At 63.7% G+C, this 22,594-nt stretch carries 25 protein-coding genes; 2 read left to right on the top strand and 23 right to left on the bottom strand.

Annotated features, from left to right (window positions below):
- Nucleotides 1-67: 67 nt before the first annotated feature.
- The 8 genes from pulA to rpsF form a co-directional block, all read right to left on the bottom strand.
- Nucleotides 68-3,136 carry a pullulanase-type alpha-1,6-glucosidase gene (gene pulA, locus LQV39_RS12640; RefSeq protein WP_230025994.1) on the bottom strand — a complete coding sequence of 1,023 codons (3,069 nt, stop codon included), beginning with the start codon at nucleotides 3,134-3,136 and terminating at the stop codon, nucleotides 68-70.
- 230 nt (nucleotides 3,137-3,366) lie between these two features.
- Nucleotides 3,367-4,377, bottom strand: a complete 1,011-nt coding sequence (locus LQV39_RS12635) for an inorganic phosphate transporter (RefSeq protein WP_230025992.1) — start codon at nucleotides 4,375-4,377, stop codon at nucleotides 3,367-3,369.
- 21 nt (nucleotides 4,378-4,398) lie between these two features.
- Nucleotides 4,399-5,025 carry a DUF47 domain-containing protein gene (locus LQV39_RS12630; RefSeq protein ID WP_047823888.1) on the bottom strand — a complete coding sequence of 209 codons (627 nt, stop codon included), beginning with the start codon at nucleotides 5,023-5,025 and terminating at the stop codon, nucleotides 4,399-4,401.
- 117 nt (nucleotides 5,026-5,142) lie between these two features.
- On the bottom strand, nucleotides 5,143-6,528 hold the full coding sequence (locus LQV39_RS12625; RefSeq protein ID WP_230025990.1) for a replicative DNA helicase: 1,386 nt from the start codon (nucleotides 6,526-6,528) through the stop codon (nucleotides 5,143-5,145).
- A gap of 206 nt (nucleotides 6,529-6,734) precedes the next feature.
- Nucleotides 6,735-7,187, bottom strand: a complete 453-nt coding sequence (gene rplI, locus LQV39_RS12620) for a 50S ribosomal protein L9 (RefSeq protein WP_230025988.1) — start codon at nucleotides 7,185-7,187, stop codon at nucleotides 6,735-6,737.
- Between the two features lie 33 nt (nucleotides 7,188-7,220).
- Nucleotides 7,221-7,511, bottom strand: coding sequence for a 30S ribosomal protein S18 (gene rpsR, locus LQV39_RS12615; protein WP_036249492.1), 291 nt, complete (start codon nucleotides 7,509-7,511; stop codon nucleotides 7,221-7,223).
- A 1-nt stretch (nucleotide 7,512) separates the two neighbouring features.
- Nucleotides 7,513-7,815 carry a primosomal replication protein N gene (gene priB, locus LQV39_RS12610; RefSeq protein ID WP_230025986.1) on the bottom strand — a complete coding sequence of 101 codons (303 nt, stop codon included), beginning with the start codon at nucleotides 7,813-7,815 and terminating at the stop codon, nucleotides 7,513-7,515.
- A gap of 13 nt (nucleotides 7,816-7,828) precedes the next feature.
- The gene (gene rpsF, locus LQV39_RS12605) at nucleotides 7,829-8,212 is read right to left on the bottom strand and encodes a 30S ribosomal protein S6 (protein ID WP_036232978.1); all 384 of its coding nucleotides are present in this window, start codon (nucleotides 8,210-8,212) and stop codon (nucleotides 7,829-7,831) included.
- 280 nt (nucleotides 8,213-8,492) lie between these two features.
- Between rpsF and lexA the strand changes: the two genes are divergently transcribed.
- Nucleotides 8,493-9,134, top strand: a complete 642-nt coding sequence (gene lexA / locus LQV39_RS12600) for a transcriptional repressor LexA (protein ID WP_230025984.1) — start codon at nucleotides 8,493-8,495, stop codon at nucleotides 9,132-9,134.
- 86 nt (nucleotides 9,135-9,220) lie between these two features.
- On the opposite strand, the gene LQV39_RS12595 is transcribed toward lexA, so the two are convergent.
- The 12 genes from LQV39_RS12595 to LQV39_RS26395 form a co-directional block, all read right to left on the bottom strand.
- The gene (locus LQV39_RS12595; protein ID WP_230025982.1) at nucleotides 9,221-9,982 is read right to left on the bottom strand and encodes a tetratricopeptide repeat protein; all 762 of its coding nucleotides are present in this window, start codon (nucleotides 9,980-9,982) and stop codon (nucleotides 9,221-9,223) included.
- A gap of 68 nt (nucleotides 9,983-10,050) precedes the next feature.
- Nucleotides 10,051-10,842, bottom strand: a complete 792-nt coding sequence (locus LQV39_RS12590) for a tetratricopeptide repeat protein (RefSeq protein WP_230025980.1) — start codon at nucleotides 10,840-10,842, stop codon at nucleotides 10,051-10,053.
- Between the two features lie 70 nt (nucleotides 10,843-10,912).
- On the bottom strand, nucleotides 10,913-12,154 hold the full coding sequence (locus LQV39_RS12585) for a cystathionine gamma-synthase family protein (RefSeq protein WP_230025978.1): 1,242 nt from the start codon (nucleotides 12,152-12,154) through the stop codon (nucleotides 10,913-10,915).
- 59 nt (nucleotides 12,155-12,213) lie between these two features.
- Nucleotides 12,214-13,737, bottom strand: coding sequence for an amidophosphoribosyltransferase (purF, locus tag LQV39_RS12580; protein WP_230025976.1), 1,524 nt, complete (start codon nucleotides 13,735-13,737; stop codon nucleotides 12,214-12,216).
- 32 nt (nucleotides 13,738-13,769) lie between these two features.
- Nucleotides 13,770-14,258 carry a CvpA family protein gene (locus tag LQV39_RS12575; protein WP_230025974.1) on the bottom strand — a complete coding sequence of 163 codons (489 nt, stop codon included), beginning with the start codon at nucleotides 14,256-14,258 and terminating at the stop codon, nucleotides 13,770-13,772.
- A 4-nt stretch (nucleotides 14,259-14,262) separates the two neighbouring features.
- Nucleotides 14,263-15,261 (bottom strand): SPOR domain-containing protein, encoded by a 999-nt coding sequence (locus tag LQV39_RS12570; protein WP_230025972.1) that lies wholly within the window; start codon nucleotides 15,259-15,261, stop codon nucleotides 14,263-14,265.
- 11 nt (nucleotides 15,262-15,272) lie between these two features.
- Nucleotides 15,273-16,571 carry a bifunctional tetrahydrofolate synthase/dihydrofolate synthase gene (gene folC / locus LQV39_RS12565; RefSeq protein WP_230025970.1) on the bottom strand — a complete coding sequence of 433 codons (1,299 nt, stop codon included), beginning with the start codon at nucleotides 16,569-16,571 and terminating at the stop codon, nucleotides 15,273-15,275.
- A gap of 128 nt (nucleotides 16,572-16,699) precedes the next feature.
- Nucleotides 16,700-17,572 carry an acetyl-CoA carboxylase, carboxyltransferase subunit beta gene (accD, locus tag LQV39_RS12560; protein WP_230025968.1) on the bottom strand — a complete coding sequence of 291 codons (873 nt, stop codon included), beginning with the start codon at nucleotides 17,570-17,572 and terminating at the stop codon, nucleotides 16,700-16,702.
- Between the two features lie 132 nt (nucleotides 17,573-17,704).
- Nucleotides 17,705-18,097, bottom strand: a complete 393-nt coding sequence (locus LQV39_RS12555) for an ASCH domain-containing protein (RefSeq protein ID WP_230025966.1) — start codon at nucleotides 18,095-18,097, stop codon at nucleotides 17,705-17,707.
- A complete protein-coding gene (locus LQV39_RS12550) occupies nucleotides 18,094-18,906 on the bottom strand; it encodes a DUF6624 domain-containing protein (RefSeq protein WP_230025964.1) in 813 nt (270 codons plus the stop codon). Before LQV39_RS12550 ends, LQV39_RS12555 begins: the two co-directional genes overlap by 4 nt.
- On the bottom strand, nucleotides 18,906-19,040 hold the full coding sequence (locus LQV39_RS26400; RefSeq protein WP_290368583.1) for a hypothetical protein: 135 nt from the start codon (nucleotides 19,038-19,040) through the stop codon (nucleotides 18,906-18,908). The genes LQV39_RS12550 and LQV39_RS26400 overlap by 1 nt, the downstream gene beginning before the upstream one ends.
- 3 nt (nucleotides 19,041-19,043) lie before the next feature.
- Nucleotides 19,044-19,178 carry a hypothetical protein gene (locus tag LQV39_RS26395; protein ID WP_290368582.1) on the bottom strand — a complete coding sequence of 45 codons (135 nt, stop codon included), beginning with the start codon at nucleotides 19,176-19,178 and terminating at the stop codon, nucleotides 19,044-19,046.
- 154 nt (nucleotides 19,179-19,332) lie between these two features.
- On the opposite strand from LQV39_RS26395, the gene LQV39_RS12545 reads away from it, so the two are divergent.
- Nucleotides 19,333-19,641: a hypothetical protein gene (locus tag LQV39_RS12545; RefSeq protein ID WP_230025962.1), complete on the top strand. Its 309-nt coding sequence runs from the start codon at nucleotides 19,333-19,335 to the stop codon at nucleotides 19,639-19,641.
- Nucleotides 19,642-19,696: 55 nt separating this feature from the next.
- On the opposite strand, the gene trpA is transcribed toward LQV39_RS12545, so the two are convergent.
- Genes trpA through LQV39_RS12530 form a run of 3 tightly spaced genes read right to left on the bottom strand, consistent with a single transcriptional unit; the run spans nucleotide 19,697 to nucleotide 22,428 of the window.
- Nucleotides 19,697-20,497 (bottom strand): tryptophan synthase subunit alpha, encoded by an 801-nt coding sequence (gene trpA / locus LQV39_RS12540; protein WP_230025960.1) that lies wholly within the window; start codon nucleotides 20,495-20,497, stop codon nucleotides 19,697-19,699.
- A 19-nt stretch (nucleotides 20,498-20,516) separates the two neighbouring features.
- Complete coding sequence (gene trpB, locus LQV39_RS12535; RefSeq protein ID WP_230025959.1) at nucleotides 20,517-21,749, bottom strand: tryptophan synthase subunit beta; 1,233 nt, start codon at nucleotides 21,747-21,749, stop codon at nucleotides 20,517-20,519.
- On the bottom strand, nucleotides 21,733-22,428 hold the full coding sequence (locus LQV39_RS12530; protein ID WP_230025957.1) for a phosphoribosylanthranilate isomerase: 696 nt from the start codon (nucleotides 22,426-22,428) through the stop codon (nucleotides 21,733-21,735). The genes trpB and LQV39_RS12530 overlap by 17 nt, the downstream gene beginning before the upstream one ends.
- Nucleotides 22,429-22,594 lie beyond the last annotated feature (166 nt).

Genomic DNA, 22,594 nt, shown 5'->3' with positions numbered 1-22,594 from the left:
TGTTTCATGAAAAACGAAGGGCCAGGAGCTTGCAACTCCCGGCCCTTTTCATCTGCGTCTCAGCTTTTTAGTCGTTGGCGTTTTGCACGAACACCGCCGTGGTGCGCGCCGGGATGCTGAAAGTGCCGCCGTTGCGCTCGAAGTCGGCGGCCTTCACCACCTCGTCGCTGCCGTTGCGCTGGATGCGGTGCAGCTGCAGCTTGCGGCCTTTCAGGGCCGGCACGGTGATGGTCTTCGCCACTTTGTCGACGTTGAACACGACCACCACGCCTTTATATTGCGCGCCTTTGTACTTGCCCGGGTCGTTGCCGTCGATTTCCATCACGATCGCGCCTGGCACCTGGTCGGGGCCGACGTTGTGGAACTTCAGGCGCTCGATCACGTCCTGGGCCGTGCGCAGGCGGAACAGGGTCGAATCCTGGCGGATCGCCAGCAGGTCCTCGAACACCGCTTTTGCGGACAGGATGGCGCGCATGTCCGGCTTGATCAGCGGATTGCGCAGGATCGGCGCCATGATGCCCCAGTTGTCCTGGTTCGGTCCCGCCATCGGCAGGCCGACGCCGAAGTTGTTGGTCGCGTAGCTGTAATCGAGGCGGTTGAACCAGTCGCCGGCGTTGTAGCTGTCGCGGTCCAGCGACTTCGAGCGCAGGATCTCCTGGCCTGCGTGGATGAAGGGCACGCCCTGCGACAGCAGCACGATGGCCGCGCCCAGGTTCTGCACCCGCACCCGGTCCGCCAGCGAAGTCGCTTGCGGCAGGCGGAAGGCGTTGATGTCGAACAGGGTCTGGTTGTCGTGGGCCTCGATGTAGTTGATGGTCTCGGACGGCTGGGCCGCGAAGCCCGCCTGCTGGCCGAAGTAATCGATCTGGGCATTGCTACGCAGGGAGCCGAAGCGGTCGGTGAAGCGGTAGTCGCGCAGGGTGCCCGACAGCGCCACACGCACCATGTCGGCCAGGCGCAGGGCGTCGTCGCGGCTCTGGTTGGCTTGCCCGTTCGGGTCGTACCATACGCCGTTGATGAAGCCCTGCTGGCTGACGAGGGCATCGCCATTGTCGCAGCAGCCGCCGCCGCGCACGGCGTCGCGCATGCGGTCGTTGAAGGAGCCGATGCCGGTGCCCGCCATGTTGGCCTGGCGCGCCTGCACGAAGCGGGCGTCGTTGGCGACGCTGCCGAAGTTCCAGGCTTCGCCGTACAGGTAGATGTCGCGGCCGGCGGCCTGGTTCACCGAAGCCTGCAGGCGCTTGAGCAGATCCAGCGGCGTGAAGCCCATGATGTCGAAGCGGAAGCTGTCGACCTTGTACTGCTTCGCCCACAGCGACACCGAGTCGATCATGAGTTTGCCCATCATGACGTTCTCCTGGGCGGTATCGGCGCAGCAGCTGTCGTTCAGGATGTTGCCGTTCGCGCCCAGGCGGTAGTAGTAGGTCGGCACGATGCGGTCCAGCACCGACAAGGGTCCCTGCTGCGACTGGCTGGTGTGGTTGTAGACCACGTCCATGGTCACGCGCAGGCCGGCATTGTGCAGGGCCTGCACCATGGAGCGGAATTCGAGGATGCGCGCGGCGCCGTCATTGGCATTGCTGGCATAGCTGCCTTCCGGCGCGCTGTAGTGCACCGGGTCGTAGCCCCAGTTGAAGCAGTCGCTGTCCGCTACCTTCGCGACGGCGGCCTGCTGGTCGGTCCAGTCGGGGCCGGCGTTCGGAATGGCCGGCGTCACGCAGCCGGCTTCGTTGACGCTGGCGAAGTCGAAGCTGGGCAGCAGGTGGACGTGGGTCATGCCCGCCTTCGCCAGCGACTTCAGGTGGCGCATCGGGTTCGCGTTTTCGTCCGTGAAGGCCAGGTACTTGCCGCGGTGGGCCTCCGGAACCGTCGTGTCCATCGCCGAAAAGTCGCGGATATGCAGTTCGTACAGCGCGATGTCGGTGGGCGCATCCAGCTTCGGAATGTGCTGTCCTTCCCAGCCGGACGGCTTCAGGGCCGGGCTGTCCAGCTCCGCCGCGAAGCTGCGCGTGCTGTTGGCGTTCAGGCTGAGCGAGTACGGGTCGGTGACGGTATTCGTCACGATCGTGTTGTTCGCCCAGCGCGACAGCACCTGCACCGTGTAGGTGTACCAGATGCGGTTCGACTGGCGGAATTCGTTCGAGCTGTACGTCCACACGCCGCTGGCCTCGTCGCGCTTCATCGGCACCGTGGTCGCCGTTTTCGCGTCGGCGCTGGCGTACATGTTCAGCGACACGGATTTCGCCGTCGGCGCCCATACGCGGAAGGTCGGCATGCCGACCACGTTGAAGCTCACGCCCAGGTCCATCTTCGAGGCCCTGGCCGCGAACACATCGTCCAGCATGCCGGCCATCTGCAGCGAAGTCGCCTGCACCAGATTGCCGTTGGCGTCGTACTGGGCGATCGCGAACTGGCCGCTGGCCTGCTGCGCGGCTTTTGCCGCATCGGCGTTCGACAGCTGCAGGCCGGTGGTCCCTAGCAGGTGCGGGTATTTCTGGCGCAGTGCGTCGGACAGCGGCGCCGGCGTCAGATCGAAGCTGCCGTTGGCGCCGGTCAGGCCGGTGGCGGCGTCGGGGGTGGCGCTGAGGCCGCCATTGGTCGCATAAAACAGTTTGTAGCTGGCGCCGGCGGCCGGCGCGCCCGGCCAGGCCAGGGCCGTCGCGGACAGCCAGTGCGCGCTGGCGTTGCCGAGGTTGCCGTAGCTGAGCGCCGGCTGGCTGGCGTAGACCGTGCAGTCGCCTTCCAGCAGCCAGACTTCCTGGCCTTTCGTGTAGACGTCCGCGTTCAGGTCGGCGTGCTGGTCGTTGCCGCAGTTCTTGAAGCCGGTGCCGTCGGTGACCAAGAACCAGATCGCGCTTTTGGCGGCGGCCAGCGGGATGTCGACGTAGCCGCCGAAGGCATCCGTATTCGCGAACATGAAGCGGTCGGTGATCCAGGCCGAGCTCGGGCGCTGCGGGCCGTCCCAGGAATACACGCCCCATTGGGCGGTGTCGTTCTGGATGCGGTGGAAGTGCATGCGGATGCTGCCGGGCGCGACCGGCGCCGCGGATGCGCTGGGCGCCGCGGCCAGCAAGCGCGTGCCGGAGGCCGTGCCCTGCTGCACGTCGGCACTGTCGCCGGCGCCACATCCAGCCATTGCGCCGGCAAGCAGGACGGATGTGCAAACGGCTGCGGCAAAGCGCAGCCGTGAAGTCAAACTACGTCTGATTAGCATAGTGTCCCCTATCGTTGTTATCGGTGGCAAGAGCCACTATGTAATATTACTACTTACGATAACAAAAAAGTAAAGGAACGCTGTTGCGTGGCGTGCACAAACAAAAAGGGCAGGATTTACTCCTGCCCTTTCCGGTTTGAAGCCAGTTCTGATTACAGCACGTGGGTGCCGATCCACCACGCAATCGCCGACATGAAGGCCGAGGCCGGGATCGTGAAGACCCATGCCCAGACGATGTTGCCGGCCACGCCCCAGCGCACCGCCGACGCCTTCTGCGCCGAGCCGACGCCGACGATGGCGCCGGTGATGGTGTGGGTGGTCGAGACCGGCACGCCGATCGCGCTGGCCAGGAACAGGGTGATCGCGCCGCCGGATTCGGCGCAGAAGCCGCCCACCGGTTTCAGCTTGGTGATCTTCTGGCCCATGGTCTTGACGATGCGCCAGCCGCCGAACAGAGTGCCGAGCGAGATCGCCGTATAGCAGGAGATGATGACCCACAGCGGCGGCGTGGCATCGCCGGCGTTCGAGACGCCGGCGAAGATCAGCATCATCCAGATGATGCCGATGGTCTTCTGGGCGTCGTTGCCGCCGTGGCCCAGGCTGTACGAAGCGGCCGAAACCAGCTGCAGGCGGCGGAACCAGGTGTCGACCTTGCGCGGCGGGGTGCGGACAAAAATCCAGGACACCGCCAGCATGACGATCGAACCGAGCAGGAAGCCCAGCAGCGGCGACAGGATGATCCAGGTGACGGTCTTCAGCAGGCCGCCGCCGACCAGGGCGCCGGTGCCCGACTTGGCCACGGCCGCGCCCACCAGGCCGCCGATCAGGGCATGCGAGGACGAGGACGGGATGCCGTAGTACCAGGTGATGATGTTCCAGACGATGGCGCCGACCAGCGCGCCGAAGATCACGTACTGGTCGACGATGGCGGGATCGACCGTGCCCTTGCCCACGGTGGACGCCACGTGCACGCCGACCGTGAAGATGGCGACGAAGTTGAACAGCGCGGACATGGCCACCGCCGTCTGGGGCTTCAGCACCCCGGTCGACACCACCGTCGCGATCGCGTTGGCGGCGTCGTGAAAGCCGTTCATGAAGTCGAAGACCAGCGCTAAAAGGACGAGCAGGCCCAGCACGTAGATGCTGATATGAAGATGATCCATATTGTTTTTATTGTTATGGTCTTACGCGTTTTCGACGATGATGCCTTCGATGATGTTGGCGACATCCTCGCAGCGGTCGGTGACGGTTTCCAGGATCTCGTAGATGGCCTTCATCTTGATCAGGTTGCGCACGTCCGGTTCGTCGCGGAACAGCTTGGACATGGCGGCGCGCATCACGTGGTCGGCGTCCGATTCCAGGCGGTCGATCTCTTCGCAGATCGCGACCATCTTCTGGGCGTTGTCCATGTTGTGCAGCATACCGACAGCCTGCTGGACCTTTTCGCAGCAGGCCAGGCACAGCTCGGCCAGGCGCTTGGCTTCCGGGGTCACGGCGTGCAGGTCGTACAGCGAGATGGTCTGGGCGGCGTCCTCCATCATGTCGAGGATGTCGTCCATGCGGGTGATCAGCTTGTGGATGTCGTCGCGGTCGAGCGGGGTGATGAAGGTCTTGTGCAGCAGGTCGACGCACGCGTAGGTGATCTTGTCCGCCTGTTTTTCGATGCTCTCCACAGCGTGGGTGCGGTTTTCCAGGTCGTCGAAGTTGGTCATCAGGCCGACCATTTCCTGCGCACCCTTCACGCACAGCGCCGCGTGCTGGTTGAACAGATCGAAAAATTTGCCCTCGGTGGGCATCAGGCGTCCAAACATATGGTTCTCCGTTGGTAATTCTCTTGGAACTTGCTTAAAAGGCTGCGGAGGGGTCAGAGCCCGGTGTTGCTTTTAAAAGGGCTCTGACCCCGGTGTTCAAACGCAGCGGTTATCGGCTTAATCGCCCTGGTAAATACTAAGGCTGCCGCTGTAATTGCCGAACTTGGTGTACATGCCCATCCAGGTCAGTCGAATCGCCCCGATCGGGCCGTTACGCTGTTTGCCGATAATGATCTCGGCGGTACCTTTGTCGGGCGAGTCCGGGTTATAGACTTCATCGCGGTACAGGAAGATGATGACGTCCGCGTCCTGCTCGATAGCGCCCGATTCGCGCAGGTCGGACATGACCGGACGCTTGTTCGGGCGTTGTTCCAGCGATCGGTTCAGCTGGGACAGTGCGATCACCGGACAGCCCAACTCCTTGGCCAGGCCCTTCAGGCTACGCGAAATCTCGGAAATCTCGGACGCACGGTTGTCGCCCGGTTTCGAACCCTGCATCAGCTGCAGGTAGTCGACGATGATCAGGCCGAGCTTGCCACATTGGCGCGCAAGGCGGCGCGCGCGGGCGCGCATCTCGATCGGGTTCAGCGCCGGCGTCTCGTCGATGAAGATCTGGGCGTCGTTCATCTTCTGGATCGCATGCGTCAAGCGCGGCCAGTCTTCGTCGATCAGCTTGCCGGTACGCAGGCGGTGCTGGTCGAGCTGGCCGATCGAGCCCAGCATACGCATGGCCAGCTGGGCGCCGCCCATCTCCATCGAGAAGATCGCGACCGGCAGGCCGGCCTCGACCGCAACGGCCTCGCCGATGTTGACCGAGAATGCGGTCTTGCCCATCGACGGACGGCCGGCGACGATGACCAGGTCGCCCGGCTGCAGGCCGGAGGTCATCTTGTCGAGGTCGATGAAGCCGGTCGGGACGCCGGTGATCTCGCCCTGGTTCTCGCGGCTGTAGAGTTCGTCGATACGCTCGACCACCTGGGTCAGCAGCGGCTGCACCGGGATCCAGCCCTGGGCGCCGCGGGCGCCCTGCTCCGCGATCGCGAAGATGCGCGATTCGGCTTCGTCGAGGATCTGCTTGACCTCGGCGCCCTGCGGATTGAAGGCCTTGGCCGAGACTTCGTCGGCCACGGTGATGAGCTGGCGCAGCACGCCGCGGTCGCGCACGATCTCGGCGTAACGGCGGATGTTGGCGGCGGACGGCGTGTTCTGCGCCATCGCGTTGAGGTACTGCAGCCCGCCCACTTCCTCGGCCTTGCCGAGCTGGACGAGCGACTCGTACACGGTGATCACGTCGGCGGGCTTGCCGGCGTTGATCAGGCGGACCATCTGTTCGAAGATGATCCGGTGGTCATAGCGGTAGAAGTCCTCCGCATGCATGAAGTCGGCAATACGGTCCCACGCCGCGTTATCGCGCAGCAGGCCGCCGATGACGGACTGTTCTGCTTCGATGGAATGCGGGGGAATGCGGAGCGACTCGATCTGCGGGTCTGCTGGGGTGTTCATGGCCGACATTATACCTTTTCCGCATCGACCGCTGAAATGATTGGTGATTTTCCAAATAGAAAAAACGACACCCTGAAAACCTCGTTTCAGCGCCCTAAAAACGTCGTCCCCGCGAAGGCGGGGACCCAAGTTCTGTTTGCGCTACCTTAGCGCCTGCAAACTTGGATCCCCGCCTGCGCGGGGACGACGGGGTGAAACTGTGTTACTTAGGCAGCTTCGCCAACCACGGACACGGTCACGTCGACAACGACGTCGGTGTGCAGGGCGACGGCAACCGGGTGCTCGCCGGTGGTCTTCAGCGGGCCGGTCGGCATGCGGACGTTGGCCTTCTCGACGGCGAAACCTTGCTTGCTCAGGGCTTCAGCGATGTCGAAGTTGGTCACGGAACCGAACAGACGGCCATCGACGCCGGCTTTCTGGGCGATGGTGATGGTCATGCCGTTCAGCTTCTCGCCCTGGCCTTGTGCGGCTGCCAGTTTCTCGGCGGCTGCCTTTTCCAGTTCGGCGCGCTTGACTTCGAACTCGGCCACGGCCGATTCGGTTGCACGACGGGCTTTCTTTTGCGGGATCAGGAAGTTACGTGCGTAACCGTCCTTGACCTTGACCACGTCGCCCAGGTTGCCGACGTTGACGACTTTTTCCAGCAGGATGACTTGCATATTATTCTCCAGTATACGTGTCGTGACCGACGATTAAGCGTTGTGCAGGTCGGTGTACGGCAGCAGGGCCAGGTAGCGGGCGCGCTTGATGGCGGTGTCCACTTGGCGCTGGTAGTGCGCCTTGGTACCGGTCAGGCGTGCCGGCATGATCTTGCCGTTTTCCTGGACGAAATCCTTCAGGGTGTCGACGTCTTTGTAGTCAACCTGTTCCACGCCTGCAGCGGTGAAGCGGCAGAATTTCTTGCGCTTGAACAGCGGGTTCTGCTGTTTGCGCTTCAGTTTTTCTTTAGCTTTGTTTTTGTCGAACTTTTTACCGAATGCCATTTTAGGCTCCTGTATCTAATCTGTTGAAATCAATGATGTGAAACACCAGGGCTTTGCTGTTGCGGTTCTTCCTGGCCAAAAACCCGCGGAACTGGTGCACGGCACCAAGTTCGGCATCGGCAAACCGGCTTGAAATCTCGCCCGCGGCCAGCGCGGACATCTCAAACTCGACCTGCCTGGCGATCCCTGCTTCCATCTGCTGCGATCCATGTTGCAGGATCCCGCTGACGATGGGGATGCCGGCCGGGGTGTAGCGCAGGCTGTCGCGTTCCGCGATGCTTGCGACCAGCAACAGCTCGTTCACTGCCCCTTGTGTATTAAGCAGCAGCGGCCGGAGCAGCTGCCTGCTCGGCGCGATGGCTCTTGGCTGCGTCTTCGCGCTGGACCGATTTCATCATCGGCGACGGTGCGGTTTCGGCCTTCTTCATCTTGACGGTCAGGTGACGCAGCACGGCATCATTGAATTTGAATGCGGTTTCCAGCTCGACCAGGGTCTCGTTGTCGCACTCGATGTTCATGCAGATGTAGTGTGCCTTCGGCAGCTTCTGGATCTGGTAAGCCATTTGACGGCGGCCCCAGTCTTCGACACGGTGGATGTTACCGCCGCGCGAGGTGACCGTGGTCTTGTAGCGCTCGATCATCGCCGGGACCTGCTCGCTCTGGTCCGGGTGGACGATAAACACGATTTCATAATGACGCATGCAACACTCCTTAAGGACGTTTAAACAAATGCCCACCTCGGCGTCAAGACGAGTGTGGGAAGGGAAAGCCCGACATTATAACCGTAAAAACGTCAAGAGCTCAATCACCATCTGCGGCGCCCGCCGCCGATCGCCTTGCCCTGTTGTTATCGGCTGTGCCCGCCAAGCAAAAAAAAGCGGCGAAAGCGACGGATTCCCCTTGCGCCCGGCGCAATACTGTACAAAAATACAGGGTATCGGGTGTCGCTCGCAGACGCTCCCTTACTTACACCTATTGAACATGCTTAAGCTCACCGCACGGCAAGAACAGATCCTCAACCTGATCAAGGAAGCCATCGACAACACCGGCTTTCCGCCCACCCGCGCCGAAATCGCGCAGGAGCTTGGCTTCCGCTCGGCCAACGCCGCCGAGGAACACCTGCAAGCCCTGGCGCGCAAGGGCGCGATCGAAATTTCTCCCGGCACGTCGCGCGGCATCCGCCTGGTCGGTGCGGCCGCGGACAGCGCCCCTGTGCCGGCCGTCCCGGCCGCCCTGTTGATGTCGCTGCCGCTGGTCGGCCGCGTGGCCGCCGGTTCGCCCATCCTGGCCCAGGAACACGTCGAGACCACCTACTCGGTGGACCCGGCCATGTTCTCGGCCAAGCCCGACTTCCTGCTGAAGGTGAAGGGCTGGTCGATGCGCGACGCCGGCATCTGCGACGGCGACTTCCTGGCCGTCAAGAAAGTGGATTCGGCCAAGAACGGCCAGATCGTGGTCGCCCGCATCGGCGATGAAGTCACCGTCAAGCGCTACCGCAAGACCGGCGGCACCATCGAACTGCTGCCGGAGAATCCGGACTTCTCCGTCATCACGGTCGATCCGCACAGCGACGAGTTCGCGCTGGAAGGTTTGGCTGTCGGCCTGCTGCGCTCGTGGCACTGAGTCGGCAGTGAGATAATTTTGCCAGATGGCAAAACGCCCCGCCCGGTTCGCGCCGGCGGGGCGTTTTACTTTCAGCGCGGTCCCGCTTATTTGCCTGGCGGGGCGTAGTTGTTCTTGCGGGCCTGCAGCTCCTGCTCGCGCTCCGGCGTCGGTGCACCCTTGACGATCTCATTGTGCTGCGAGACATAGGCATCGGTGGCGTCGCGCCAGACCGTGAAGTCCGAAACGACCATCCTGGCGCCGATCTTGGCATCTTCCGACAAGTTTTCCTGCACGGCATTCAGATGAGCCGTGGCCTGCTCGATTTCGGCCTTGGTCATCAGCTTCTTGACGTCCTCCGGAATGCGCTTGGTCAGCGGCGTCACGGCGTTCAGGTGCGCGGCATAGCGGTTGTAGCATTCCTGCCAGGCCTTCATCTTGGCGCTGTAGCGGTCGATCTCTTCGGTCTGGCGCGAGATGGCCGGGAAGCGCGGCGCAGGGCAGCGGTATTCCTCGGTACGGACGTCCGAGCCGTCGTATTTCGCAATCCAGTAATCGAGCTCGGCGCGGCGCTTGTCGCGCTGCTTGATCATCTCGAGCGAGGCGATGGCCGTGGCATTGCCCTTGGCGGCCGCCTTGCGGAACCAGCCGCTCGCCTTGTCGACATCGACTTCGCCGGCTTCGCCGTAAAAATACATCTCGCCCAGGTGCTGCTGGGCCGTCACGTTGCCGGCACTCGCCAGCTTGGTGTATTTCTGCAGGGCTTCGGGATAGGCTTTCTTGGCGAACAGGGCGTCGGCATCCGCCAGTTCGTCGGCACAGGCAGTGCCGGCCAGCAGCAGCGCTGCGCAAAACAGGAGAGTCTTCATGGAAACAGGGCTGTGAAAAAGGAAATCCATGATAACCCGCACAGCCCGGCCAGCTCAACCAGCTGCTGCTACTTCCCGCCCTTGCCGATCTGGCTGTTGTCGGACTTGCGCATTTCATCCATCCGCCGCTGGTCGTCGAGCAGCATTGCCTTGTCCGCCGCCTTTCTTTTCTCGGTCTGCGTATTGGCCTCGAGCACGAATTCATTGGTGGACTTGTGCCAGGCGTCGCGCTCCGAGGTAAAGCTCAGCGCCTCGTTCTGACGGCGCGTGACCACGTTGACCGTCGCATCGTCGACGTGCGCGATTGCCTGCTCCGCTTCGCGCGGGCTCATCAGCTGGAGCACATCGGCGGGGATGCGCTTGTTGGCCGGCGGAAGCTGGTTCACGCCGGCGACGAAGTCGTTGTAGCAGGTTTCCCAGGCTGCAATGGACTCGCTGACGGCCTTGATCTCGGCATTGGTCTTCGACACCGCTGGAATCTTCGGCATGGGGCAGGCATATTTTCCCGAAACAAGATCGTCGCCCTTGTACGCGCTGGTCCAGTAGGCCAGATCGGCGGCGCGCTGTTCGCGCTTTTGCAGGATCGCTAGCGTTTCCTTGGCGCCGTTGTGGCCGCTGTCCGCGGCCTTTTGCAGCCAGGTTTGCGACTTGGCCATGTCGACGGCGGTGCCGTCGCCATACCAGTACATCTCGCCCAAGCGGAACTGCGCCTCGGCATTGCCGGCATTCGCCAGCTTCGTGTAGATCGGCAAGGCCTTGTCGTATTCCTTCGCGCGCAAGGCTTTTTCGGCATTACCCAGGTCGTCGGCCGAGGCCAAGCCAGCCGCGAGCATCAGCAGGGCAAATACAATTCGTTTCATCGTCTCTCCTCCGGATACAGAAGTGGTGGTAAGACGATGATAGATGTGTGATTACTTTATGACAATGCAATCAGGGTAATGCTGAACGGAAATCTTCTACCAGGTCGGCGGTGTCCTCGATTCCCACCGACACCCGGATCAGGGACTCGGCAATGCCCATGCTGGCGCGACGCTCCGGGCCCATCTCGAAGAAGATCGTGTGCGCGACCGGGATCACCAGGGTGCGGGTGTCGCCCAGGTTCGAGGCCGGAATCGCGATATTCAGGCGGTTCAGGTAGTCGAAGCAGTCGATGCCCTCCTTCAGCTCGAAGCTGAACAGCGAGCCGTAGGCGCGGAACAGGTCCGTGGCCAGGGCGTGCTGCGGGTGCGAGGCCAGGCCCGGGTAGTGGACCGCGGCCACACGTGGGTCAGCCTCCAGCATTTGCGCCAGCGCCAGCGCGTTCGCGCTGGTGCGCTCCATGCGCAGCGCCAGGGTCTCCGCGCCGACGGCGATGTGGTGGGCGGCTTCCGGCGCCAGCGAGGCGCCGAAGTCGCGCAGCGATTTGGCGCGCAGCTGGGCAATGCCCTGGGCGGCAGGCGGCTGCTTGCGGAAGTTCGGGGCGATGTTCGGGTAAGTGCTCCAGTCGAACAGGCCGGTATCGGTCAGGGCGCCGCCCAGCGCCATGCCGTGGCCGCCGATCGACTTGGTCAGCGAATTCACCACCAGGCCGGCGCCTACCGCCTTCGGGCGGAACAGCCAGGGCGTGGTCATGGTGTTGTCGACCACGTAGAGGATGCCGCGCTCGCGGCACAGCTGGCCGATGCGCGCGAGATCCGCGATCTGGGTGCGCGGGTTGGCGATGGTCTCGACGAAGACCAGGCGCGTATTCGGCTGCAGCGCGGCTTCGACATTGGCGGCATCGGTGGCATCGACGAAGGACACCTCGGTGCCCTGCCCCGCCACCGTATTCCACAGGCTGTTGGTATTCCCGAACAGGAACGACGAGGACACGACATGGTCGCCTTCCTTCAGCAAGGCCTGCGCCAGCGCGCCGATCGCCGCCATGCCGGTGCCGAAGCACAGGGTGGCGACGCCGTCTTCCATCTTGCTGATCTTGTCTTCCAGCGCGGCGACGGTCGGGTTGCCCTGGCGGCCGTAGCGGAAGCCCGGTTCCTTGCCCTGGAAGACCGAGGCCAGCTGGCGCGCATCGCCGTAGCCGAAGGCCACCGAGGTATGGATCGGCTTGTGCAACGAGCCCTGCTCGATGGTTTTGCGGCGGTCGTTGTGGAGGATGGTGGTGGTGAAGCCGTAGTTGTTCTTGGTGTCGCTCATGATGGTGTCGTGCAAAATGAAAAACGGGCGCACGCGGCGCCCGTTCGATGATACGTGATTTACTCCGCTGCGACCGGCGGATTCAGATTCAGCTGCGTCCGCACCAGATCTTCGGACGACTTGCCCGAGCTCTTGTGGCGGTGGTTTTCCAGCTTGTCCAGGTACTCAGGCGAGATGTCGCCGGTGATGTAGACGCCGTCGAAGCAGGAAGCTTCCACGCTGGTCAGCGCCGGGTTCACGTCCATGATCGACTTCTTCAGCGCCTCGATGTCCTGGTAGACCAGGCGGTCGGCCGTGATCTCGCGGCAGACTTCCTCGACGGTGCGGCCGTGGGCGATCAGCTCGTCGCGGGTCGGCATGTCGATGCCGTACACGTTCGGGTACAGCACCGGCGGCGCGGCCGAAGCGAAGAAGACCTTGCGGGCGCCGGCTTCGCGCGCCATCTGCACGATCTCGCGGCTGGTGGTGCCGCGCACGATCGAGTCGTCGACCAGCAGCACGTTCTTGTCCTTGAACTCGGCGGCGATGGCGTTCAGCTTCTGGCGCACCGACTTCTTGCGCATGCCCTGGCCGGGCATGATGAAGGTGCGGCCGATGTAGCGGTTCTTGATGAAGCCTTCGCGGTACTCGACGCCGAGTTTCAGCGCGAGCTGGATCGCGGCCGGGCGCGAGGAATCCGGAATCGGCATCACGACGTCGATTTCCTCGACCGGGATCTCCTGGCGGATCTTGTCGGCCAGGTATTCGCCCATGCGCAGGCGGGTCGCGTAGACCGAGGCGCCGTCGATGACCGAGTCCGGACGGGCCAGGTACACATATTCGAAGGCGCAGGGATTCAGCGACGGATTCTCGGCGCACTGGCGCGCGTGCAACTGGCTGGCGTCGTCGATGAAGACCGCCTCGCCCGGCGCGATATCGCGCACGAAGCGGAAGCCCAGGCCCTCGAGCGCGACGGACTCGCTGGCGACCAGGTATTCCGGGCCATTCTCGGTCTCGTTCACACCCAGGCACAGCGGACGGATGCCGAAGGGGTCGCGGAAGGCCAGCAGGCCGTGGCCGGAAATCTGGGCGATCACGGCATAGGCGCCGCGCACGCGCTTGTGCACCATGGCAACCGCCTTGAAGATCGCTTCCTGGTCCAGCGAGTAGCCATTGGCGGCGCTCTGGATTTCATGGGCCAGCACGTTCAGCAGGACTTCCGAATCGGAGCCGGTATTCACATGGCGGCGGTCGATGCGGAACAGCTCGTCCTTCAGTTGCTCCTGGTTGGTCAGGTTGCCGTTGTGCGCCAGCGTGATGCCGAAGGGCGCGTTGACGTAGAAGGGCTGCGCCTCTTCTTCGCTGGACGAACCGGCGGTCGGGTAGCGGCAGTGGCCGATGCCGGAATTACCCATCAGCGAGCGCATGTTACGGGTGCGGAACACGTCGCGCACCAGGCCGTTGGCCTTGTACATCGAGAACATGCTGCTGTGGTTGGTTGCGATACCCGCCGCATCCTGGCCGCGGTGCTGCAACAGCAGCAATGCGTCATACAGCAACTGGTTGACGGGGGCTTGCGAGACGACGCCGACGATGCCACACATGGTGCGCTCCTAAACAGCTGAACAAAAGATTTTTAAAACTGCACATGCTGCGCAAAGGCAGCGGGCAAGAAAGGCTTGACTGTACGCGCCCCGGTTTCCGCCATGGGAGAGAGCAGCGCGTTTTTCCAGAAATCTTGTTGAGGGATGGAAGTCATTCCACACAATATGACGCCGGCCAGCACGATTACAATGCCCCGGCCCAGTCCGAACAGGCCGCCGAGTCCGCGATCGGCCAGCGACAGCCCGGTGGCCTCGATCAGGGCGCCGATCGCCAGCGCCAGCAGGCCCATCAGAATACGTACGCCGAGGAATAATACGATGAAGGCAACGATCAGCCTGAGCGCCTCGCCCGGAACCACCGATGGTAGCATGGGCGCCAGTTTCGCGCCGAAGGCGTTCGCCACCACGAAGGCCGCGATCCAGCCTACCAGGGACAGGATTTCCTTCACCAGCCCGCGCATGGTGCTGATGACGACCGACGAGATCAGGATGAACAGGACGATGTAGTCGAAAATCGTCACGGCTTCAGGCGGGGGTCTGGAAGCCCGACAGGCCGATGCGGCCCAGCTTGGCGCGCACTTTCTCGGCTTCTTCCTTGCTGAGCGGGCCGATCTTCACCTTGACCAGTTCGCCGGACTTCTGCGTATACGAGCTGATGCCGGCGCTGTGCAGCCTGGCCTGCAGCTCGGCGGCCTTTTCCTGGCTCGACATCGCGGCAACCTGCAGCACGACCTTTTGCGAACCGGTGTCCGCAGGCTTGTCGGCCTTATCCGCCTTGTCCGCGGCCTTCCCTTCCAGGATGGCCAGCGCGCGCGAGTCGTCGTGCGGCTTGACCGGCTTGTCCTCGCTCTTCGGTTTCACGGGCTTGTCGGCTTTATCGGCCTTGTCCGCCAGCTTGTGCTCGGCCTTGGCGTCCGGCTTGTGCTCGGGCTTGTGTTCCGGCTTCGGTTCAGGCTTGGCTTCGGCCTTCGCTTTCGGCGGCTCCGGCTTGCGTTCGGGCTTCGGCAGGTCGACGGCGGCAGGCGCCTTCGCGACGGGCCTGGGCGCCGCGGGAACATCCTGCAGCACTTCCTCGCCCTTGTCGACGCTGTCCGCCGCGGCCACGGTCTTCACGCCGCGCGAGGCTTCGGCTGCGGACACCGGCGCCGGCGCCGTCACCGGCGGCAAAGGCTCGGCCGGCACCGGCAGCGGCGCCGCCTTGTCCTTGGCCGGGATCTGGATCGCGATGTCGCCGGCCAGCGGCTTGGGCTGCGAATCGAGCAGCATCGGCAGGCCGACGGCGGCCGCCAGCGCCAGCGCAATAGCCCCTACCAGGCGGCGCCGGGCGCGCTTCTTCTCGGGCAGCAACGGGTCGTTGCCGGTGCCGCGGCCGCGCGTGCTGCCGGCGACGGCGCCCGCGCTCGAGGCACGCTTGGAACGGGCACGTTCGCCGAGTGCGGCGTCGTCGTCCTTGCTGTAGAAACGGCCGCTGTCCTCGGCAGCGCGGCCTTGCTTGTTTTTACCGAAGAACGAGAACAAGCCCATGCGTTGTCAGGTCAATGAAGAGAGGATTTACGGGCCGCCATCACGCCAGCCACGGTATAGAAGGAGCCAAAGACCACTATTCTATCATCCTGTCCGGCCCGGCTAGTTGCGTCCTGGAAGGCCGCGCCCGGATCGGCGAAAGTCGTCACCGAAAATTCGTCCGGCTTGGCCCCTGCGGGCATCGATGCTTCGAGCTTCTTCGCGAGTTCGTCGGGGTTGGCCGAGCGCGGCGACGGCAAGGCCGCCACGCACCAGTGATCGACGCAAGGGGCCATGTGGGCAATCACGGCGTCGATGTCCTTGTCCTGCATGATGCCGAATACCGCGTAGGTGAAGCGGTGGTAGCCCATGTTGCCCAGGTTCTGGGCCAGGGCCGCCGCCGCGTGCGGGTTGTGGGCCACGTCCAGCACCGTGGTCGGGCGACCCGGCAGCACCTGGAAGCGCCCCGGCAGTTCGACCATCGCCAGGCCGGCGCGCACTTCCTGCGCACCCACCGGCAGCACCAGGCGCAGCGCTTCGAGCGCGGCCAGCGCGGCCGAGGCGTTCAGCAGCTGGTTCGCGCCGCGCAGGGCCGGATAGGCCAGCGAATTGCGGCGCTGCGAACGGCCGCCGTAGGCCCACTGCTGCTTGTCGCCCTGGTAGTTGAAGTCGCGGCCGATCAGCCACAGGTCGGCGCCGATTTCCTCGGCATGCTTGATCAGCGAAGCGGGCGGCTGCGGATCGCTGCAGATCGCCGGTTTGCCGCTTCTGAAGATGCCGGCTTTTTCGAAGCCGATCTCTTCGCGCGTGTCGCCCAGGTAGTCCTTGTGGTCGATGTCGATGCTGGTGACGATGGAGACGTCGGCGTCGATCACGTTGACCGCGTCCAGGCGTCCGCCCAGGCCCACTTCGAGGATCGCGACGTCGATCTGCGCGGTCGACAGCAGCTGGCAGATCGCCAGCGTGGTGAACTCGAAATAGGTCAGGTCGATGTCGCCGCGCGCATTCTCCACCACGTCGAAGGCGGAGACCAGGGCTTCGTCGCTGGCCATCTCGCCGTTGATGCGGGCGCGCTCGTTAAAGTCGAGGAAGTGCGGCTTGATGTACAGGCCGGTGCGGTAGCCCGACTGCAGCAGCATCGCTTCCAGCATGGCGCAGGTCGAGCCCTTGCCGTTGGTGCCCGCGACCATGATCACGGGGCAGGAGAAGGCCAGCTGCAGGCGCTCCTTGACGGCGCGGACGCGGTCCAGGCCCATGTCGATATGGGTCTCGGCATGGCGCGACTCGAGCAGCGCCAGCCAGTCGGGCAAGGTGGTGGGGGTAGTGGGCATGATGATCGATGCGTGACGCAAAAGGCGGATGAACGTCGTCCCCGCGGAGGCGGGGACCCAAGTTATGCCAGCGTCATCGCTTCGCATGCAAACCTGGGTCCCCGCCTTCGCGGGGACGACGTATTGAATCAAGCGATGACGTCGGCCGGCTGGCTTTGCAGCAGCGCCAGCAGGCGCGCGATTTCTTCGCGCATCTTGCGGCGGTCGACGATCATGTCGACGGCGCCCTTCTGGACCAGGAACTCGGCGCGCTGGAAGCCTTCCGGCAGCTTTTCGCGCACGGTGTTCTCGATGACGCGCGGACCGGCAAAGCCGATCAGGGCCTTCGGCTCGGCGATCACGACGTCGCCCATGAAGGCGAAGGAAGCCGAGACGCCGCCCATGGTCGGGTCGGTCAGTACGCTAATGAAGGGCAGCTTCTTCTCCGACAGCTTGGTCAGCATCGCCGTGGTCTTGGCCATCTGCAGCAGCGACAGCAGGCCTTCCTGCATGCGCGCGCCGCCGGTGGCGGTGATGCAGATGAAAGGCACCTTCTGTTCCAGGGCCACCTGGGCGCCGCGCGCGAAACGCTCGCCGACCACGGAACCCATCGAGCCGCCCATGAATTCGAATTCGAAGCAGGCGACCACCACCGGCAGGCTCATGATCGAGCCGCCCTGCACGATCAGCGCGTCGGTTTCACCGGTCGCTTCCATGGCTTGCTTGAGACGGTCCGGATACTTCTTGCTGTCCTTGAACTTCAGGGTGTCGACCGGCAGCGCATCCTGGCCGATTTCATAGCGGCCGCCTTCGTCCAGCAGCGCGTCGAGGCGCGCGCGGGCGCGGATGCGCATGTGATGGCTGCACTTCGGGCACACATGCAGGTTGGACTCGAGGTCGGTCCGGTACAGCACCGCTTCGCAGGACGGGCACTTGACCCACAGGCCCTCGGGCATGGTCTGTTTTTTGGCGGCATCGGAGCGCTGGATCCGGGGGGGCAGCAGTTTTTCCAACCAACTCATGTGTTCTCCTTTGCGGCAAGTCTGAATTTGGCGGTAGTGTAGCCGGTCAAGTCCCGATTGTCGAATGCTTGCTCTAAATTACTTGCCAGTTGAGCAAGCTTGAAAGCCAGGCCAGATGCGGCTTGCAGCGGATCAGGGCAGGATCGTTTCGGCCAGCTCGAAATGCAGGGTGACGAACTCGAAGTCGGGATGCAAATCGTATTGCGGCAGGCAGGCGATGTGCACGTCCTGGAACTCGCGCGCGCTGGCGAAGCCCTCGCCGCGCCAGACTTCTTCGGGGATATTGCCAAAGCGGATTCTTTCAACTTTGGTCGCGCGGATCAGGCAGCGCAGGCGCTGTTTCAGGTCGTACACCTCGATCAGATCACCGGCCGCGTAGCTGCCGTCGCCATACTCGCCGTAGGGCTTGTAATAATCCTCGACGGTGTCGGCGGTGACGGTCTTGCGGCCTTCCATGACGGCGCGCGGCAGGCTGTCGTCGTCTTCGTCGGCGCCCCAGAAGGTCAGGCGTTTCAGGCGGCTCATTGTTCGAAGTGTTTCAGGTACTGGGCCAGCGGTTCCATGCCCATGGCCGCGCGGCGCTCGTCGACGTGTTCGCGGTCGGCGATCGGGTACAGCGTCATCTTGCCGCCGATATCGCCGCGCAGCTGGCTGCCGTAAATTTGCGGCTTTTCGTCGTTCATCAGGTCGCGGTCGATCGACAGGGCAAGCGAGCGCGGCGCCATCTCGCCCTTCTCCGCCGCTGCCTTCATGAGCGGCAGGCAGCGCTTCAGGAAGGCTGTGGAACCGTGCTGGGCGATCAGCCAGGCACTGTTCGCCGCCTCATGCCCAACCATCGAGGCAGTGGGCCAGCCTTTGGCCGCGATGATCTCGCCCAGGCGCTTCTCGCGCTTGGGGTCGTCCTCCTGCATGCGCCTGGCCATGTCGGCGCCGATCGTGGCGCTGGGGCCGGAACGGATCGCCTGGTCCTGCTCGCCCATCTCGATCAGCTCGGCCGCCAGCGCCGGTTCCGGCACCTCGGCCGGATAAAGGAGGAAATCGAGCGCGCCGGCGGTCTTCGGATCGAAGACGATCCTGGGCGCGGCATCCCAGCCCGCAGCCTGCAGACGAATGCGGAACATGCCGCTGTCCGGCAACTCGATGCGGTAGCGGCCGTTCTCGGCCTTGCCGGCGATGACGGGCAGCTTGTCGGCACGGTCGGCGAAGACTGCGATAGCGGCCGGCAGCGTGCCGGTAGAGCTCCGGATGGCGCCGGAGAGCTCCACCGCGAACGCGGGCGCGGCCAGCATGCAGGCAATGACTGAGACGGCCGCGAATCGGGTGGTCGTCAGCATCAGTCCTCGCCGCGCTCGGCCAGCGTGAATTCGATGCCGCCGATCCAGCCGGTGACGCCGTTGTAGATCCAGGCGCCGAGGAAGGTGAAGATGAAGCCGAAAATGGCGTACAGCAGCGGCATCCACCAGAGCATGCTTCATTGCACCGGCTGGTGCGAGAAAAGCATGGGCACGGCCGCCATCAGCATCAGGGGCAATGAAATGACCAGGTACAGCACGGCCATCACTTTCGAGGTCTGTAGTTTCGAGATATGGACGATCTGGGTTTTCATGTCGGCAGGATATTAGTTGCACTGACGACAATGTAGCGCAAGTTTTCCGTGAAGCAAACAAAAACCGGATGGGTCTTCTTGCCCCCAGGCTTCAGCTGGCGCTGTTGGTGTACGATGGTGTCCTAATCCACGCCGGACCCGACGAGAAGCCGCCATGCGTAATCGCTCAGCTGCCGTATTGAATGCATTACTGGTTGCCCTGATCTTTGCCATCGCTTTCTGGACGATCGGCGGCCTGCCAGGCGCCGGCCAGGTCGCGATTCACTGGGGGCCGGATAATCGCGCCGATGCCTGGATCGGAGGCTCTGCAGCCTACCTGGTGAATCCCCTGACCGCCCTGGTCATCTGGTTTCTTTTTTCAATGCTGGGGACTTTTCACGTCCGGTTTTCCAGCATCTTCCTGATTCAGCTGGCGCTTCAGCTGCTGATCGCGATCCACGCGCTGGGCTTGTTGCCGTTTTGATTGACGCGTAGCCCGGGGCGCATGGCCCCGGTCGTCTACTACGGCTGGCGCCCGCTTAACGGGCGTCCAGCGCCGAACGGATCCCCGCCACGAAAGCCCGCACTGCCTCCGGGCCCTGCTCCTTCGGCGTGTTCTCCAGCTCCTGGATGATGCGGCTGCCGATCACCACGGCGTCTGCCACCGCCGCCACGGACTTCGCCGTCTCCGCATCGCGGATGCCGAAGCCGACGCCGATCGGCAGCTTGACGTGTTCGCGGATCGCGGCCACGCGGCGCGCGACATCTTCCGTGTCGATGCCGCCGGCGCCGGTGACGCCTTTCAGCGACACGTAGTACGAGAAGCCGCTGCCATGCTGCGCCACCTGCTGCACCCGCCTGGTGGTCGAGGTCGGGGCCAGCAGGAAGATGAGGTCGAGGTCGTTCGCCTTCATCTCGGCGGCGAAGGCTTCGCACTCTTCCGGCGGATAATCGACCACGATGGCGCCGTCGGCGCCCGCGGCCCTGGCGCGACGGATAAACTCCGATTGCCCCATCCGCTCGATCGGATTCGCGTAGCCCATCAGGACCACCGGCGTGTGCGAGTCGGTCTTGCGGAATTCAAGCACGTAGTTGAAGACGTCGTTCATGCTGATGCCGAAGGCCAGCGCGCGTTCGCAGGCGCGCTGGATCACCGGGCCTTCCGCCATCGGGTCGGAGAACGGGACGCCGAGTTCCAGCACGTCGGCGCCGCCCGCCACCAGGGCGTGCATGATGGGCACGGTGAGGTCGGGGCCGGGGTCGCCCGCGGTGACGAAGGTCACGAGTCCGGTCTTGCCCTGCTCTTTCAGAGCGCTGAAGGTGTGTTCGATTCTGGACATGTGTGCTCTCTTATTGTTATCAACCGAAGTTCAGGCCGGCGCGCTGCGCGACCGTGTGCATGTCCTTGTCGCCGCGGCCGGACAGGTTCACCAGGATGATCTGGTCTTCAGGGAGCGTCGGCGCCAGCTTGGCCGCGTAGGCGATCGCGTGCGAGGATTCCAGCGCCGGGATGATGCCTTCGATGCGGCAGCAGTCGTGAAAGGCCTGCAGCGCTTCCTCGTCGGTGATCGAGACGTACTGGGCGCGCTCGATGTCCTTCAGCCAGGCGTGCTCGGGGCCGACGCCGGGATAATCCAGGCCGGCCGACACCGAGTGGGTCTCGATGATCTGGCCATTCGCATCCTGCAGCAGGTAGGTGCGGTTGCCGTGCAGGACGCCGGGGAAGCCGGCCGTCAGCGAGGCCGAGTGCTTGCCGCTGTCCAGGCCCTCGCCCGCCGCCTCGACGCCGACCAGCTTGACGCCGGCTTCGTCGATGTAGGGATAGAAGATGCCCATCGCGTTCGAACCGCCGCCGATGCAGGCCACCACGTAGTCCGGCTGGCGGCCGGTCATCTGCGGCATCTGCACGCGGCATTCCTCGCCGATCACCGACTGGAAGTCGCGCACCATCATCGGATACGGATGCGGGCCGGCCACGGTGCCGATGATGTAGAAGGTGTTTTCGATGTTGGTGACCCAGTCGCGCATCGCTTCGTTGAGCGCATCCTTCAGCGTCCTGGAGCCTGACTCCACCGGCACCACGGTCGCGCCCAGCAGTTTCATGCGGTAGACGTTCTGGGCCTGGCGCTTGACGTCCTCGGCGCCCATGTAGACGACGCATTCGAGGCCGAAGCGCGCGCAGATGGTGGCGGTGGCGACGCCGTGCTGGCCGGCGCCGGTCTCGGCGATGATGCGCGGCTTGCCCATGCGTTTTGCCAGCAGGGCCTGGCCGATCACGTTGTTGATCTTGTGGGCGCCGGTGTGATTCAGGTCTTCGCGCTTGAAGAAGATCTGGGCACCGCCGCCCTGCTGCGACCAGCGCTTGGCGTGGTACACGGGCGACGGCCGGCCGACGAAATGGGCCAGCTCGTAGCGGAACTCTTCCAGGAACTCGGGATCCTGGCTGTAGCGTGCATAGGCTTCGTTCAGCTCGGCCAGCGCGTGGCTGAGGGTTTCGGCAACGAAGCTGCCGCCGTAGGGGCCGAAGTGGCCGGAGGTGTCCGGCAGCTGGTATTCGGGGGTCTTGAACAGACCTTTAGGTGCTTCCTTCATGGTGTGACTCGCTCATATCGGGTGATGCATCGGCAGCCCGCACCGCGTCGACGAACGCGGCGATCTTGCGGGCATCCTTGATCCCCTTGCTTTCTTCGACACCACTGCTGATGTCGACCGCAAAGGGGCGTACGCGCATCACCGCGCTAGTCACGTTTTGCACGCTCAAGCCACCACTCAAAACGACCCGAGGCGCGAGCTCTTTTGGAATAAGAGACCAATCGAAAACCTTTCCTGCACCGCCGTAGGCATCGACCCAGGTGTCGAGCAACAGACCCGAGAACCAGGCGCTGGCGGCGCGGTATTGAGCTTCCGATTCTAGCAAATCGCCAGCGCTTGTGTCGGGTTTGACGCGGAAAGCCCGCGCGAAGGGGCGTTTCACCACAGCGGCGATGGCGGCGCACTGCTCGGCCGTTTCGTCGCCGTGGAATTGCAGCAGTGCGACCGGGCCGGCATTCACCGCCTCGCGCACCTCGTCCACGGTGGCGTTGACGAACAGGCCGACGCCGCTGACGAAGGGCGGCACGGCGGGCGCCAGCGCGGCGAACTGCGCGGGGGCGATGTAGCGCGGGCTCTTCGGATAGAACACGAAGCCGAGGGCGTCAGCGCCGGCGGCGACTGCCGCGCGCAGGTCTTGTTCGCGGGTGATGCCGCAGATTTTGATTCTGGTTCTTTGCATGGCTGCAGGGGTCACCGCAGGGGTCAGAGCCCGGTGTTGGTTTTAAAAAGGGCTCTGACCCCGGAGTTGCCGACGTTTGAGCAGCCGCAGTGAAGCTTGCCACTGACCACCGGGGTCAGAGCCCCTTTGAAAGCAACACCGGGCTCTGACCCCTATAGGCATGACC

The sequence above is a fragment of the Massilia sp. Bi118 genome (assembly GCF_918697865.1).
GTDB lineage: Bacteria > Pseudomonadota > Gammaproteobacteria > Burkholderiales > Burkholderiaceae_D > Telluria.
This window is presented reverse-complemented; position numbering and strand designations above follow the sequence as displayed.